The organism is Acinetobacter sp. YH16053, from assembly GCF_013417035.1.
In the GTDB taxonomy this organism is placed as follows: Bacteria; Pseudomonadota; Gammaproteobacteria; order Pseudomonadales; family Moraxellaceae; genus Acinetobacter; species Acinetobacter towneri.
Map to the genome: position 1 here is coordinate 112,358 of NZ_VPEP01000005.1, position 15,051 is coordinate 127,408.

General features: G+C 39.7%; 15 protein-coding genes. 9 read left to right on the forward strand and 6 right to left on the reverse strand.

Annotation, left to right across the window (positions count from 1 at the left end; translation table 11 throughout):
- The first annotated feature begins 44 nt into the window (after positions 1-44).
- Complete coding sequence (locus FTV43_RS06385; protein ID WP_004973116.1) at positions 45-2,039, forward strand: triacylglycerol lipase; 1,995 nt, start codon at positions 45-47, stop codon at positions 2,037-2,039.
- Positions 2,040-2,113: 74 nt separating this feature from the next.
- Here FTV43_RS06385 and FTV43_RS06390 read toward each other — a convergent pair whose 3' ends face one another.
- The 3 genes from FTV43_RS06390 to FTV43_RS06400 all read right to left on the reverse strand — a co-directional run bounded on the left by FTV43_RS06390 (position 2,114) and on the right by FTV43_RS06400 (position 4,116).
- On the reverse strand, positions 2,114-3,181 hold the full coding sequence (locus FTV43_RS06390) for a maleylacetate reductase (RefSeq protein ID WP_179995136.1): 1,068 nt from the start codon (positions 3,179-3,181) through the stop codon (positions 2,114-2,116).
- A 237-nt stretch (positions 3,182-3,418) separates the two neighbouring features.
- Positions 3,419-3,598 (reverse strand): hypothetical protein, encoded by a 180-nt coding sequence (locus FTV43_RS06395; protein ID WP_096900920.1) that lies wholly within the window; start codon positions 3,596-3,598, stop codon positions 3,419-3,421.
- A 161-nt stretch (positions 3,599-3,759) separates the two neighbouring features.
- The gene (locus FTV43_RS06400) at positions 3,760-4,116 is read right to left on the reverse strand and encodes a rhodanese-like domain-containing protein (protein WP_179995137.1); all 357 of its coding nucleotides are present in this window, start codon (positions 4,114-4,116) and stop codon (positions 3,760-3,762) included.
- Between the two features lie 187 nt (positions 4,117-4,303).
- Between FTV43_RS06400 and FTV43_RS06405 the strand changes: the two genes are divergently transcribed.
- The 8 genes from FTV43_RS06405 to FTV43_RS06440 all read left to right on the forward strand — a co-directional run bounded on the left by FTV43_RS06405 (position 4,304) and on the right by FTV43_RS06440 (position 12,674).
- The gene (locus FTV43_RS06405; protein WP_004973106.1) at positions 4,304-4,711 is read left to right on the forward strand and encodes a rhodanese-like domain-containing protein; all 408 of its coding nucleotides are present in this window, start codon (positions 4,304-4,306) and stop codon (positions 4,709-4,711) included.
- Between the two features lie 164 nt (positions 4,712-4,875).
- Positions 4,876-5,370 carry a DUF2946 domain-containing protein gene (locus FTV43_RS06410; protein WP_171287380.1) on the forward strand — a complete coding sequence of 165 codons (495 nt, stop codon included), beginning with the start codon at positions 4,876-4,878 and terminating at the stop codon, positions 5,368-5,370.
- Between the two features lie 145 nt (positions 5,371-5,515).
- Positions 5,516-5,773, forward strand: coding sequence for a DNA-binding transcriptional regulator (locus FTV43_RS06415; RefSeq protein ID WP_004973099.1), 258 nt, complete (start codon positions 5,516-5,518; stop codon positions 5,771-5,773).
- 235 nt (positions 5,774-6,008) lie between these two features.
- Positions 6,009-7,268, forward strand: coding sequence for an OmpP1/FadL family transporter (locus tag FTV43_RS06420; RefSeq protein WP_179995138.1), 1,260 nt, complete (start codon positions 6,009-6,011; stop codon positions 7,266-7,268).
- Positions 7,269-7,818: 550 nt separating this feature from the next.
- Positions 7,819-10,458 carry a DNA mismatch repair protein MutS gene (mutS, locus tag FTV43_RS06425; protein WP_096900922.1) on the forward strand — a complete coding sequence of 880 codons (2,640 nt, stop codon included), beginning with the start codon at positions 7,819-7,821 and terminating at the stop codon, positions 10,456-10,458.
- 213 nt (positions 10,459-10,671) lie between these two features.
- A complete protein-coding gene (gene fdxA, locus FTV43_RS06430) occupies positions 10,672-10,995 on the forward strand; it encodes a ferredoxin FdxA (RefSeq protein ID WP_004973093.1) in 324 nt (107 codons plus the stop codon).
- 142 nt (positions 10,996-11,137) lie between these two features.
- Positions 11,138-11,857 carry a D-Ala-D-Ala carboxypeptidase family metallohydrolase gene (locus tag FTV43_RS06435; protein WP_004973092.1) on the forward strand — a complete coding sequence of 240 codons (720 nt, stop codon included), beginning with the start codon at positions 11,138-11,140 and terminating at the stop codon, positions 11,855-11,857.
- A gap of 151 nt (positions 11,858-12,008) precedes the next feature.
- Positions 12,009-12,674, forward strand: a complete 666-nt coding sequence (locus FTV43_RS06440; protein ID WP_004973089.1) for an O-methyltransferase — start codon at positions 12,009-12,011, stop codon at positions 12,672-12,674.
- Between the two features lie 180 nt (positions 12,675-12,854).
- Here FTV43_RS06440 and FTV43_RS06445 read toward each other — a convergent pair whose 3' ends face one another.
- From FTV43_RS06445 to FTV43_RS06455, 3 genes are all read right to left on the reverse strand, one after another.
- Entirely contained in the window at positions 12,855-13,697 is an 843-nt protein-coding gene (locus FTV43_RS06445) for a universal stress protein (protein ID WP_096900923.1), read from the reverse strand.
- A gap of 126 nt (positions 13,698-13,823) precedes the next feature.
- A complete protein-coding gene (locus FTV43_RS06450; protein WP_096900924.1) occupies positions 13,824-14,450 on the reverse strand; it encodes a DapH/DapD/GlmU-related protein in 627 nt (208 codons plus the stop codon).
- A complete protein-coding gene (locus FTV43_RS06455; RefSeq protein WP_096900925.1) occupies positions 14,443-15,042 on the reverse strand; it encodes a YigZ family protein in 600 nt (199 codons plus the stop codon). The genes FTV43_RS06450 and FTV43_RS06455 overlap by 8 nt, the downstream gene beginning before the upstream one ends.
- Positions 15,043-15,051: the final 9 nt, after the last annotated feature.

The following is a 15,051-nucleotide window of genomic DNA, read 5'->3' on the forward strand; positions in this document are numbered from 1 at the left end:
AACGTATGATGGAAAAAAATCTTAAAAATTAAGCCAGACTTTCCATGAATAAAATTGTGATTGCTGCATTGCTCAGTACAACACTGCTGTCTGGTTGTCAGGTGGTCAGTGTTAAAAATCAGGCGTTAAAAGTTAGTATTGCCAATGAACGTGATAGTATTTTATCGCGCAAAAAACTGAGTGAAGCCAGTTTAAATGTCTTGTCGATGACAGGACGTGAAGCCAATATTTGTGCCGAAAAACCTGAAGAATGTGTGAGTGCACTCAAGCAAATCCCACAAATTCAGGATGAACAACTGCTCTCAACCGCCAGTGAATTATATTTAGCGAAAGCGATTGAACTGGAAAATTCATCGTCCTGTAAAATCAGTATTCTGAACAGTAAAAGATCGGAAGAACAACAAAAAATTCATCAGGCCAATTATGAACAATGTTTAGATCAGCAATTGCACATGCTCGATCAAAGTATTCGTTATAGTTACGCCTACATGTTTAAAACCAAACGTGCGCCGCAAGACCGTCTTTTTGATAACAGACAAGTCCAAATTCGGGATTTTTATAATCAGGCGATTGCCAAATTGGTCAGCAGCTATGCGCTGCGCTATAAACACGATGAATTGCAACAACAAATTCGTGTTGGCAACAGCATTTATGACATTGATTTTGAGTACTACCCGCAGCTGAAACAACAAAAAATTCAGCAGTTGATGTCAACCTATAACCTGAACTTTTCGGGTTTGCGCTCGGTCACGCGCCGTGATGGTTTTGGGTCTGAATTTCTGGTGGTATTGCCTGAAAATCCAAACGATGATCTGAGCAAAAGCAAATATATTATTGATCCGCTAAAATATGATTATCCTGCAGGAAAAAATCCAAATATTCACCAAGCTCGCTATTTAGCCGCGACAATCACTGCAGAACCACATAGCGCCAATTCCATTGAAGATATTTTGAATCGGCCGCATTTTAAGCTCAAGGCTTATGATCCGTATAAATATGAATCTGCCCAAATTGCACAAAAGAACTACCCGCTTGCAGCTAACTTTTCTGCACCTTATGGCTTGTGGCTAGCGCAAAATAATTTAGGTAAATCGGCTTATTTATCCTTAATTGATCGTGAAGAACGACTCAGTATGCCGCATTTGTACTTACTTGAGCCGTATAATCCGAATAAAAAAGTCATTGTACTCATTCATGGTTTGGCCAGTAGCCCCGAAGCGTGGATTCGCTTAACCAACGATATTATGGGCGATCCTGTATTGCGGGAAAACTTTCAAGTCTGGCAAGTGTTTTACTCGACCAATATGCCAATTTTAGAAAGCCGTTTCCAAATTTATGCCTTGCTTCAACAAGGCTTTAAACAGGTCAGTCCTTCTGCTGCAGCCAAAAAAGATGCTGTAGTAATTGGACACAGCATGGGTGGTATTTTGGCACGTTTGTTGGTCAGCGATACTGATTTAACTCAACCTGCCATGCAAATGCTTAAAAACCGACGTCTGGAACGCTTTAAATCTGATCCTTTGTTGCAAGCACGTTTGCGCCTTAAACCCATCACCAATTTTAACCGTGCAATATTCTTGGCTGCACCGCATAAAGGTACAGAGTTTGCAGACCGCTGGTTCACCCTTGCAGCACGTAAAGTCATTCGCTTACCGACTGCATTTTTAAGCGCGTTTGCGGATACCTTGCAGCAACATGAAGTCGATTTAAAAAATCTAACCAAAGAAATTGGGCATGGCGTCATTCAAAATGGACCGAGTGATTTAAGTAAAAATTCCAAATTTACGGAATTAACTGAAGATATTTTGCCTGTCAAAGGATTTAAATATCACAGTATTATTGGCAATAATACCGACAGCACTGAGCATCTGTTAATGAATGACGATGTGGTGCATTACAACAGTGCCCACTTAGATGGCGCTGTTTCAGAAAAAATTATTAAAGGCGGACATTCCATTCAGGAAACGCCAGAAGCTGTATTGGAACTGCGACGTATTCTTAGATTACATTTGCAAGATTTAGGCTTGTATAAACCGTAATCCGTCACGGCAAATAAAAAACCGAAGTCTAAGTGGCTTCGGTTTTTTATCTATCATGCTATTTCTCAGCAGTATTAGATTGATGCTTGTCCCCAATAAGCTTTGGTCAATAAGGCCTCTAATTCGGCATAGTCATATTCGCGTGGATTATAATATGGACTATCGCAGATAATACGTGCCACTTGGGCAGGTGCTGTTTCGGGTAATCCTAAATCTTTAAGTGCCATTGGAATATTCAATCCTTGGTTAAGCTGATAAATCGCCAAGCCCAACTGTTCCCGATCTGACACATTTAAAGCCGCTGCCAGTTGATTCATTGCAGCAATATCTGCATGTCGGTTGTAATACACTGAATACGCCAACACAATGGCGTGGGTTTGCGCATGTGGCAACTGATAACGTCCACCTAAGCTATGGCAAATTTTATGATGAATTGCCATCCCCACCGAACCCAAACACACACCAGCCAACCATGCACCATATAAAGCGTGTTCACGTGCCTGCATATTATGAGGCGCTTGCACAATTTCAGGTAAAGCCTGTGCCAGTTGAGTAATCGCCTCTAGCGCCATTAAACTTACAATGGGATTTTTATCCTGTGCATATAATGCCTCAACTGCATGTGCCATCGCATTCATGCCCGAACATGCCGAAATTTCAGTGGGTAAGTTGAGTGTCAATTCAGGATCATAAATCACTACTTTAGGCAAAACTTGAGCTGCTTTGCCTGTGGTTTTCAGCTGGTTTTCGGTGATGCCATACACCGCTGTCATTTCACTACCTGCATAAGTGGTCGGAATTGCAATAATCGGCAAATGAGTTTCTAAGGCAATCGCTTTGGCTAAACCAATCGCAGAGCCACCGCCTAATGCCAAACAGCAATCTACTCCTAAACGCTGCACATCTTGAATGGCCTGATCTGCAACCTCTTTTGGCACATGCATCACCGCATGAGGATAGACCGCTACAGCCATGTCTTGGATTTGTGCCAATAAACGCTCGCCTGCGGCTTGTTGCCCTGCAGTAGTAATAATTAAAATACGCTGATAGGCATAAGGACGTAAAATCTCTTGGATTTTTTGCAGATGACCTACGCCAAAGTGAACATCGATTGGCAATGCCTGATAATGGAATGCTTGCATGTTATTGAGCTTAAATATTGTCGTTAGATTTTAATAGCATATAACTATGACTAGGCTGCTGAACAGCCCAATTCTGCAACGCTGCTTTGCAAATATTCAAATAAAGATTCAAGACCAACTATTTTTGCTATAAAAAACAAAAACCCATGATCTCATGGGTTTTTGTATCATTAAAATCAAATGCGATGAATCAATCAGCTATCAATTTTAATGTAAAGAAAACTTGTACTTTTGTGCTTAATCAATTTCTTTTAGGCACACTGCAGATAAAATTGGCACACCGAAACATGGAAGCAACAATAAAATCCAGTATTCTACGACGGTAGCTTCACCACTGATCATATTGATGAATAATCCACCAATGATTAATACCGCTGCAATTAAACCCAGAAAAATTCCAAAAAATCTTGCAGGCATTTTACGTCCCCTGAACAATCGAACAAAAGTGTTAAATCTAGTATATACCTTATAATTAAATAAGATATTATTTTTTAAGCAAAGATTAACAAAGCTATACAATCAGCTGCATTAGAAATGTCAACATTGCGCATATTGAAGTATAGTCTCAATGCACTTGTTTATTTGACCTGAGAGGACACGCATGGCATTTGTTGTTTCCACCATGCTTTCATGCCACCTTGCAACTGCGATGCCTGATAACCCATTTTAGCCAATCTTCTGGTTGCAGGAATACTGCGATGTGCAGATAGACAAATAGTCACTACAGGCTTTGTAGGAGCTAAAGATAATGCTTTGACATTAGATTCATTCATTTGACTCAAAGGGAAATGCAACGCACCTTGAATATGGCTGTCACAAAATTCTTTTCGGGTACGTACATCTACAATTTGCACATCTTGCTGTTGTTGTAACAAATCCTGTGCGTTTATTTCAGGCACTTTACCCCACGGCAGATACATCATCAAATTAAACATTGCACACTCCAAAGCAAATAAAACTTGAAAATTCCAACAAATGATTTAAACCATAGCATGTCTAATTTTATCTAGCTGTGGCTATTTCCAAAGAGAAATCATATAGACACATTTGCTAACAATAATCAAAACTTAATTAATATATTAGTTTATATTATATAGGATCAAAAAAAATGTGAGTGATTTCATGAAAACACCAGATCAACTGATTACCGAAGCGAAAAGCCAAATTACCGAAATGAGTGTTCAAGATGTCTATGAGGTGTATAGCAAACATCCTGATATTATTTTGATTGATGTACGTGAACCAGAAGAACATCAAGCCTGTGCAATTGATCGTGCTGTGAACTTTCCGCGTGGCATGCTCGAAATGAAAATTGCACAACACCCTGTTGTCAATCATTACTGTGAAGTTGAACGCGCACTTGCCGATTTAGCTGAAAAAGATATTTATTTGATCTGTGGTACAGGTGCACGCTCAGCTTTGGCAACTCAATCTTTGCAGCGTATGGGCTTTGAAAAAATATTTTCTGTACAAGGCGGCATGCAGGCTTGGATTGAAGCTGGTTTACCCACAATCTCAATTACAGCTTAATTGACTAAATTACGAAACGATCCATTGCTTTAGCCCAAAACCACTTGAGTAAAGCAGTATTTTTACTACACAGTTCATGTGATAAACAAAGCTTTATCATTAAACAGTTAAATTTTTTGTTATAGTGTTACATGAAAATTCAATAAAAGACGTATGCAGTGTTGATGATGTGGGGAAGATTGCTCGGATTAACAGCAATCTTGTTACAAGTCGCTGTATTCCTACAGCCTTTATTGCCAGAGAAACAACATTTTTCCTCTGTCTGTAAAACTGTTGCCCAAGCATTATTTTTTGATCAGCCAAGCTCTGCAAATCAGCTGTCTGCAAATCTTCTACAACGCACAGCCAGCACATCTACGTCTGAATCTCATCTAAGTCATACGGCTCATTCACCGCATACAGACAAAGTTGACACACGGCATTCAGCTCAACATGCGCATGAATCATCCAAACAAGATGCACATGAAAACCATGAATGTGAATATTGTTTAGTCTATAGCTTTGCACTTCCCTTACTAGATACCAAGCTTAGATACGTGTTAATCCGAACACAAATTCGGATTTTGTCTTTTAAAACATCGTTTACACCAACACTATTTCAAACTGAGCCGCTTTTTATTCTACCACAAGGTCGTGCTCCGCCTCGTTTTGACTTTTGAATTTTCTTATCATTTCTTACAGTGTTGCCATCTTTGCTTCACTCTAAAGTGTAAATTTTGCAGTATCAAATTTATGCAGCTGTAGGACAATACTTATTTTAATAACTCATTGACTTGTTTATTCGACCCTAAGGAGGAGATAACTATGCATCTGCTTCAACACAGTCATAATCATGTGAATCATACTGTAGAGCAAACGGCTTGTTTGGATTTAGCACAACAGATCATTAAAGTTCGACAAAAAATGAATATTTCACAAACTGAACTTGCGGCAAAATTGTGTATCTCTGCCCGAACTTTAGAAAGTTGGGAACGTGGTGTCCGTCAACCGTCGAGCTCTGCTCAAGCATTGATTCGATTATTTATTAAATCGCCACAATTTGTGTTAGAAAACTTGGCATAAAGCACTTTATAATTATGAATTAAAGCAATGTAAATCAATAAAGAAGCTCCCAAGGGAGCTTCTTTGGTCAAAAGAGTTGAAGCATCATTTTGATATACATATAGAATGAATACCCTTGCTGTTTCATAGCTATATATTCAAAAATAGAATAAAGATATGAATTTATATTCAAATACAAGAATACAACTTTTCAATATACTGCCGCATATATTGTTTTTACTCGATCTATATTCTCATGAAATATCTATCTTCTTTTATCTCAATTGCTGTTATCGCACCTTTGTTTTCAACATCTGCTTTTGCAACAACAGGATATTTCATGCATGCATATAGTGTGAAATCTCAAGGAAACGCAGGCACAGCCATTGCCAATTTTCAGGACAGTCTGACTATTGCAAGCAACCCAGCGGGTTTGAGCTGGTTAGATAAGCGTGTTGATGCAGGTTTAACTATTTTCTCTCCAGATCGTGAGTCTGAAATTACAGGAAATGGTTATGGAGCAAATGGTCAGTATGATGGCAATAGCCGTAAATACTTTGTAATTCCAGATGTAGGTTATGTTCACCCAGTGAATGAACAAGTCACTGCTGGTATTGCGGTTTATGGCAATGGTGGCATGAATACCAATTATAAAAATAATCCTTATGCAGTTTATGATAATACAGGAAGCGCAGGTATTTCATTAACCCAAGCCTTTATTTCACCTGCTTTATCTTGGAAATATGCAGAAAATCAATCTATAGCCTTGGCTGCAAATATTTTATATCAACGTTTTAGTGCACAAGGTTTTGCTGGTGATGTCTTTGGTGGTGCTTCGTCAAACGGTGCGGCAATTAGCGATCGTGGCAATGACGATTCATACGGCGTAGGTGCACGTATTGGCTGGTCGGCAAAACCAAATGATAAACTGACCCTTGGTGCAAGCTATTCATCTAAAATTAATGCCAGCCGCTTTAAGAAATATGAAGGTTTATTTGCCAAACAAGGTGATTTTGACGTACCTGAAAGCTATGGTGTAGGTTTAAATTATCAACTTACCCCTGCTTTATCAGTCGCGACAGATTACTTACGCATTAATTATTCAGATGTAGATTCTGTTGGCAATAAACTGGATCAATTATTCGCAAACAATAAATTTGGCACAACACAAGGTCCTGGTTTTGGATGGGATGACATCAATGTCTATAAAATTTCAGCGACTTATCAAGCCTCAGAAAAACTGACTTTACGTGCGGGTTATAGCTATAACGATCAGCCTGTTAAAAATGATCAAACCTTCCTAAATATTTTGGCACCAGGTGTGGTACAAGAGCATTTAAGTGTTGGTGCAACTTGGCAATTCGATGATCAACAAAATGTAAGTGTGGCTTATACACACGCACTCAAAGAAACAGTGCAAGGTAACAACTCTATCCCCGCTGATTTTGGTGGTGGCGAAGCCAATTTAAGCATGAGCCAAAATATTTTGGGCGTGTCATATAGTTTGAATTTTTAAATTCCACATAGCTTGAGTTTGAATAATAGCTTGCCATGATCTGAAAAGATGATGGCTTTTTTTACTTTGATTGTGATGAAGTTTTTCCAAAGTACGGCTTTTAGCTAGAAATAAGACCATGCAAAGCATAATGTTACAACATGCACTACTTTCTAAATGAATCCATAGAAAACAATCAAATTTCGATGCTTTTTATAACGATGAATTACACGAAAAACTCAGTAAAATTCAGCCAAATGACACAATAATTTTCACTTTTAACTTCGCAAATCATACATTTTCAACAGCTAAGCTCTTTGAGCTATGCGATATCATTTTTGAAACTGTGGGTTTAGATTTTATGGGCGATATTTTTTATGGCTGTGTGCTCACTAACACACCCGATCAATTGAATATTATCCATTTAAAAGCTTAAACCGCTCGATGTTCGACTCGTTAGAGAGCGAGCAACAATGACATGCAGGTTCACTAATTTGACTAAGATGGCGTAAAATAAGCTAGTCACATACTTACACTTAAATTACGCTTCAAATTAAAGGACTTCAACTGCATGAACATGACAGAAATCATGGCTGATCTATCTTCACACACTCCAATGATGCAGCAATACTTACGGGTGAAGATGGAACATCCACATTCTTTAATGTTCTATCGCATGGGCGATTTCTACGAATTATTTTTTGATGATGCACACAAAGCTGCCAAACTTTTAGGCATTACCCTCACCCACCGTGGTAAAACTAGTGGCAAACCTATTCCAATGGCGGGCGTGCCATATCATGCTGCTGAAGGTTATCTCGCTCGCTTGGTCAAAAAAGGCGAAACCGTGGTAATTTGTGAGCAAATTGGCGAGGTGACAGGCAAAGGTCCTGTAGAGCGTGGAGTAGTACGGATTATCACCCCAGGCACGCTCACCGATGATGCCTTGCTCAACAGTCATCAATCTTCCAACTTGGTCTCTTTATGCTTACAGCAAAACCAAATTGGTATCGCATTGCTGGATTTAAGTGCAGGGATTTTTAAAGTTCAGCAAATGGATTATTTGCCTGAACAACTCGCGATTGAACTTTCTCGTTTAATGCCAAGCGAAATTGTGGTCGATGAAGATATTGTCGATCCGAATATTATTGAACAGGTTAAAAAGCAGCTTGACTGCCCTGTGACCAAACGCCCAAATGTCGATTTCAACCTGAACAATGCACAAAAAACGCTTTGTGATCAATTTGCTGTATCGTCACTTTCAGGTTTTGGTATTGATCATTTGCCCTTAGCCAAAGCAGCAGCGGCAGCGTTAATACACTACGCCAAAGAAACCCAAAAAACGGCTTTACCACATATTCGCAGTATTCAATTAGAACAAAGCAGCGATTTTATTGCGCTTGATCCTGTGACCCGACGTAATTTGGAATTGGTTGAACCATTATTTGAACACGGCACTTCTTTATTCCAACTGATTAACGATTGCCAAACTGCCATGGGTAGCCGTTTACTGAGTCGTACCTTGATGCAACCTTTGCGTGACACGGCATTGTTAGATGCAAGACTGGATGCAATTCAAGCCTTAATACAAGGTTACCATGAGTCGCCTGTGCGTTTGGTACTGAAAGAAATTAGTGATATTGAACGTGTGCTGAGTCGTGTCGCACTCGGTAGCGCACGCCCACGTGATTTGGTACAACTACGTCAGGCCTGTGCGCAAATTCCCTATTTGCGTCATGCCTTACAGCCCATTGTTTCTGCACAACAATCCGCACTCATTCAAAACCTGAATGAAGAACTGGGCGATTTTCATGGACTGCATCAACGGCTGATGCAGGCAATTGTAGAAAACCCACCTGTACTATTGCGTGATGGCAATGTCATTGCAGAGGGTTTTGACAGTGAACTCGATGAACTACGCAAAATCCGTGATCATGCGGGGCAATTCCTGATTGATTTAGAAGTCAAAGAGCGCCAAGAAAGCGGTATCCCAACGTTAAAAATTGGCTACAACCGTGTCAGTGGTTACTACATTGAACTCACTCGCGCCCAAGCCGAGCAAGCACCTGAACACTATATCCGTCGTCAAACTTTAAAAAATGCAGAACGCTACATCACCCCAGAGCTAAAAAGTTTTGAAGATAAAGTCCTGTCTAGCGAGTCCCGTGCTTTAGCCCGTGAAAAGATGCTATTTGAAATGCTATTGGATGAGTTACGCCAAGACATTGCTCAATTACAAATGATGAGCAGCGCGATTGCACAAATTGATCTATTGGCAAACTTTGCCCATCAAGCACGTTTACGCAATTGGGCACGCCCTGAATATAGCCCTGAAATTGGAATTAAAATTACTGCAGGACGTCATCCTGTTGTTGAGGCCTTGAGTAAAACCGCCTTTACACCGAATGATACTTTACTCGACTACAATCATCGTTTGGCAATTATTACTGGCCCGAATATGGGCGGTAAATCAACGTATATGCGTCAAACCGCACTCATTGCCCTACTTGGCTATTGTGGTAGTTATGTGCCTGCCCAAACAGCCGTATTAGGTCCTATTGATCGCGTGTTTACCCGTATTGGTTCTGCCGATGATTTATCGACAGGTAAATCGACCTTTATGGTCGAAATGACTGAGACTTCACAAATTTTACACCATGCAACCTCACAGTCTTTGGTGCTGATGGATGAAGTTGGTCGCGGAACCAGTACCTACGATGGCTTATCTTTGGCATGGGCATGTGTGTTGGATTTAAGCAAACGCATCAAATGTTTATGCCTATTTGCAACGCATTATTTTGAATTGACCGAATTAAGCAAAGAATCTGGGGTGGATAACTACCACGTAACCGCCAAAGAAATGAATGGCAACCTGATTCTCTTGCACAAAGTTCAACAAGGTCCTGCAAGCCAAAGTCACGGTTTGCAAGTGGCAAAATTGGCAGGCATTCCAGCCAATGTGATTAAAGAAGCGCAAAACCGTTTAAGAATTTTAGAAAAACAGCAGCACAAAAATGTCAATTTAGCCGTTCAAGATGACCTATTTGCACCAGCAACAAGCTCAGCTGAACCAGAAGTGATTGAACGTGTAATAGAGGTAGAAAAACCATCACCTGCTTTAGATTTATTACGCAGTATAGATGTCGATAATTTAACGCCACGACAAGCGCTGGAACAATTGTATGCTTTAAAGGAACAATTGAACGCTTAGCCGCTGTTATTTCTAAAATATTTGAGCTAAACAAAGACTCTCAATTGAGAGTCTTTGTCATTTATAAGTTTTTTTGATGGTTTTATCCCCCTTTTATCAAATTTAGCAGCACTGTCTATATCAAATATCAGTAAAAGCGATTGTTAGTTGTAGTGATTTTTGCCTAAAATAGACTATTCTGAATTAGAACCATATTTTTAGGTAGCTGTCGCCATGACATTTGTTGTCACTGAAAACTGTATTAAATGTAAATATCAAGACTGCGTTGAAGTTTGTCCTGTAGACTGCTTCTACGAGGGTCCGAACTTCCTTGTCATTAATCCAGACGAATGTATCGACTGTGCATTATGTGAACCAGAGTGTCCTGCCAACGCTATTTTCTCTGAAGATGAATTACCAGAAGGTCAGGAAGTGTTTATCGAGCTAAATGCTGAACTTTCACAGACTTGGCCAAACATTACACAAATTGGCGATCAACCTGCTGATCGTGAAGAATGGAATGGCAAACCAGACAAATTACAATACTTAGAAAAGTAAGTTCGTCTTGTTGTGAAAAAGATCAGCCCTGTGCTGATCTTTTTTTATACCTAAAACACACATTTGATTGCAATATTTTCAAATTTTAACCCGCATTTTCGATTAGAATACGGACACTTTAAATAAATATCTGATTTGCCTAATGAAGAAATTTTTCAAGGCGCTGTTTTCGTTCAGCATTGTTCCCGTTATCTTGGTTGCCTGTAGTTCAACCCCAAACAGAACAACAACGATCACCACGCCCGATGGAAAACGAATTTTCATTCCTCAAGAAAAAATCACCTATGAGCGTCAGGTAGCACCTAAAATTGTGCCTTATTCGTATAATGCATGGGTGGCAGTGAGTGACAATTTACGCCAAGTTCGTGAATATGAACGCTTCTTGGAACACAACGGTGTTGGCAATATTATTCCAAGTTTTGAATTAATGCGTACCGCACGTGACTGGCAACGCTGTGGACGTTCGCAATTTATGATTCCAAGTCGTGAATTGTGGCAAAATCAGGTGCCTACCTTGCGTGTATTTAAATATTTGGTCGCCTCTAAAGTCTTAACTGATTTTGAAGTCACTTCTGTCTATCGAGATTTACCACTGAATCAATGTGCAGGTGGTGCGAACTCATCGCGTCACTTATTTAACTCAGCCATTGATTTTAGAATTGGGCCACAATTCCCGAATGCCGAAGACTATGCCTATATTGAAAGTACCAAATACAGACTGTGTCAGTTCTGGCAGCAATATGGTCAAAGTTTAAACATGGGCTTAGGCTTATACGCTTCAGGACAAATTCATATTGATACACAAGGTTATCGAACTTGGGGGCCAGATTTAAGCCGCCATTCATCTATGTGTAATTTCTAATTCAGTGTTGTTTAGAATTAAATCCTAAAGAGGTCAAATTGACCTCTTTTTTTATTGCGAAATAGATTATCACCTGCTCCATTCCGCGAATAAATTGCACTCTGAGCAGAAAAGTTTACAATGCACACATCGCAACAAAGGTGAGCACGCTATGCAACAAATGTGGACGGATATCGATCACTATATCGAATCACATTTAATTCCCGAAGACCCAATTTTGACGCAAACTTTAGAAAATACCGATGCCAAAGGTTTTCCAGATCACCTTGCAGTTGCGGCAAATCAGGGCATGTTGCTACAAATGCTCATTCAAATGAATCAATGCAAACGTGTGTTGGAATTGGGCACATTCGCAGCTTATAGCACAATGTGGCTAGCACGTGCGCTGCCTGAAGATGGTTATATACTCACGATTGAAGGACGTGATACCCATGCAGCTTTGGGACAGGAAAATATTGACCGCGCTCAATTAAAACAAAAGGTTGAATTAAAAGTTGGTCGTGCTGCAGAAATTCTAAAAGCTCTGCCAGAAGATACTGAAGCTTTTGATTTTATTTTTATTGATGCCGACAAACAAAGCTATCCTGAATATTTGGAACTGAGTCTTAAACTTTCACGCTCAGGTACAATTATCTTTTTAGACAATGTAATTCGTGCAGGGGAAATTTTAAATCCTGACAATCACAAACCAAGCATTGAAGGGATTCGTGACATGTTCAAAGCCATGCAAAATCATTCGCGAATTTTATCGTGCACAGCATTACAAACTGTAGGCAGCAAAGGACATGATGGCTTTGCTTTAGCGATTGTAAAGTAAAGTCCACACAAGGTTAAAAAACAACCTAAAGCAATTTTACATTATATATTATAATGTTACATATACTGTCCATACAGTTATCCACAAATTATGCGGATAACCATGGACAGTCAGCAAGCATTTACATCAGTTCAACTAAACAATCTTTTGAAATGATCTTTTTTGAATCATTTACGATTTTTACTTTGCCACCAACAAAGGAACAGTTGAGTTACGGAAAATATTGGTGGTAATGCTTCCCAAGAAAAATTGGTGAATTTTACTGTGACTAAATGCCCCCAGTACAATCAACTGAATACCATGTTCACGTTGATAATCTAAGATATTTTCAGCCACATCGCCATAACGATATTCCACCACCACATCTAAACCCGCTGAAGTTAAAAAATCTGCAGGTTCATTTAAAACTTCTGGGTGATCACCGACATAGAGCAAATGACATTGCAATAATTTAAGCAAATCACTTTGTGCAATTCGCTTCATCATTTTGATACAAGTTGGGGAATATTCATAAGCAAAAATAAAACGGTTTGGTGCTTTAAAATGCTCTCCGACAGTCATCACAGTACAATTTGCACCACGAATAAAGTTTTCGACATTACTGCCTAATGCCTTATTGCGTTCAGCAGATTTCTCGCCCACACGTCCAATCACCACAATATCTTCTTCGTTCAGCACACTAAAACTTTGTTCTAAAAAGTCGCCTTTTTCTTGAATGTGGGTAGGTACAATGCCGAACTTTTCCTGAATCATACTGGAAATGTGCTGCAATAAATTGTTGCTATAATCGAGTGCTAATTCACTTTGTTTTTGTTCTAATTCGGCTAATTCTTTGAGTAACATGGCATTACTTTCAAAACCAATCACGCCACTAATTTCCCCCAAATGATAACTGGCGGGGTAATAATCCAAAACTTGTAATAACACCAATTCACGTTGAGTTTGTGTTGCAATCCACGCAGCAGCTTCAGCAAGCGCATTAATACAAGGCGAAGAATCAATACAAGCAATTACACGTTTCATTATTGCCTCTCTTACTGCCTTTTGCAGGCTATTTTTTAGTTGTTATTTTTAACTTAACACAACTCGTGTTGCAGGGACATGAAAAAATGTAATGAAGTTTAAAGATTTAGCCTTGCTGCATCGTATTTACTCACGATAACGAATCAATTTGGCAGGGTTTCCTACCACAATTTCCCGCTCCTGAACATCTTTGGTGACCATGCTATTCATACCAACGACTGCATGTGCCGCAATCTTCACCCCATCTTTAACACCAACATGCGCACCTAACCAAACATCCTTACCAACTTCAATGCCCTGTGAACGCACCGCTTGCTGATAAATGGGCTGATCCAAAGCCATGCCATGATCAAATGCATATAAATGACAATATGCTGCGATACGCACCTGATCATGAAGCTTAATTCCAACTCTGCCACCATCTAAAATACAGTGGTGATTAATCGCGACTTCATTGCCAATTTCTAAAGGGCCATGCAAAGTACAATCGGCTGCAATAAAGGTATTATCGCCAATACTGATTTTACGCCCCGGCTCTGCAAAAATATGTGCCAAAGGGGAAATAAAACAGTTTTTGCCAATCTCCACCGTTTCCATTGCCATTAAATAAGCTTGATATTCCTGCTGCCAAGCTTCTGCCCATACACGATGTTTAGGTTTTAATGACCAATATAACCACGGCATGTAGTTTAAACGGTGTTTATGCTGCTCACGGTACTTCGATAATGGATCAGGTGAATTTGCTTCAGTCATCTTGATCATCCTCAAGGATTTTGAGTTGTTCACGCCCACGGCTAATATCTTGTAATTTTAGTTTTAAAGGGTCTATTTGATCGACTTGCATGAATGCCTTTACCAACACGCCTTCGGCGGTGTAGTCTTCGCTGTACTCAATCTGCTGACTATTTAGCTCGTATTGTAAAATTGCCCACTCATTAAAATGACAGGAAAATTGCACGGTCTTTTTTTCAATCAGTTCTATTTTTTCTGCTAGAGCCAAACATTGCCCTGCACATCCCCCATAGGCACGTACCAAGCCGCCTGTGCCCAATTTAATGCCGCCGTACCAACGATTCACCAACACCAAAACATTAGTCAACTCATTGCCTTCAATTGTGGCTAAAATAGGACGTCCTGCCGTACCTGAAGGTTCGCCATCATCATTAAAACGTAATTGATGCCCGATTTTCCATGCCCAACATTGATGTGTGGTAGATGAATCACGCTGCTGTTCCAAAAAAGTTTTTACCGCTTGCTCATTATCTACAGGCACAGCAATTGCCTGAAATCGACTTTTTTTAATTTCTTCTTCAAAAGTGATGGGCGCAGCAATGGTAAATGGCATAACACTCCA

Coding starts and splice junctions, on each gene's coding strand:
- FTV43_RS06450 (WP_096900924.1), bottom strand. CDS start 14,450: ATGACTGAAGCAAATTCACCTGATCCATTATCGAAGTACCGTGAGCAG.
- FTV43_RS06405 (WP_004973106.1), top strand. CDS start 4,304: ATGAAAACACCAGATCAACTGATTACCGAAGCGAAAAGCCAAATTACC.
- FTV43_RS06385 (WP_004973116.1), top strand. CDS start 45: ATGAATAAAATTGTGATTGCTGCATTGCTCAGTACAACACTGCTGTCT.
- FTV43_RS06445 (WP_096900923.1), bottom strand. CDS start 13,697: ATGAAACGTGTAATTGCTTGTATTGATTCTTCGCCTTGTATTAATGCG.
- FTV43_RS06415 (WP_004973099.1), top strand. CDS start 5,516: ATGCATCTGCTTCAACACAGTCATAATCATGTGAATCATACTGTAGAG.
- FTV43_RS06435 (WP_004973092.1), top strand. CDS start 11,138: ATGAAGAAATTTTTCAAGGCGCTGTTTTCGTTCAGCATTGTTCCCGTT.
- FTV43_RS06400 (WP_179995137.1), bottom strand. CDS start 4,116: ATGTTTAATTTGATGATGTATCTGCCGTGGGGTAAAGTGCCTGAAATA.
- FTV43_RS06420 (WP_179995138.1), top strand. CDS start 6,009: ATGAAATATCTATCTTCTTTTATCTCAATTGCTGTTATCGCACCTTTG.
- FTV43_RS06390 (WP_179995136.1), bottom strand. CDS start 3,181: ATGCAAGCATTCCATTATCAGGCATTGCCAATCGATGTTCACTTTGGC.
- FTV43_RS06455 (WP_096900925.1), bottom strand. CDS start 15,042: ATGCCATTTACCATTGCTGCGCCCATCACTTTTGAAGAAGAAATTAAA.
- FTV43_RS06395 (WP_096900920.1), bottom strand. CDS start 3,598: ATGCCTGCAAGATTTTTTGGAATTTTTCTGGGTTTAATTGCAGCGGTA.
- mutS (WP_096900922.1), top strand. CDS start 7,819: ATGAACATGACAGAAATCATGGCTGATCTATCTTCACACACTCCAATG.
- FTV43_RS06440 (WP_004973089.1), top strand. CDS start 12,009: ATGCAACAAATGTGGACGGATATCGATCACTATATCGAATCACATTTA.
- FTV43_RS06410 (WP_171287380.1), top strand. CDS start 4,876: ATGATGTGGGGAAGATTGCTCGGATTAACAGCAATCTTGTTACAAGTC.
- fdxA (WP_004973093.1), top strand. CDS start 10,672: ATGACATTTGTTGTCACTGAAAACTGTATTAAATGTAAATATCAAGAC.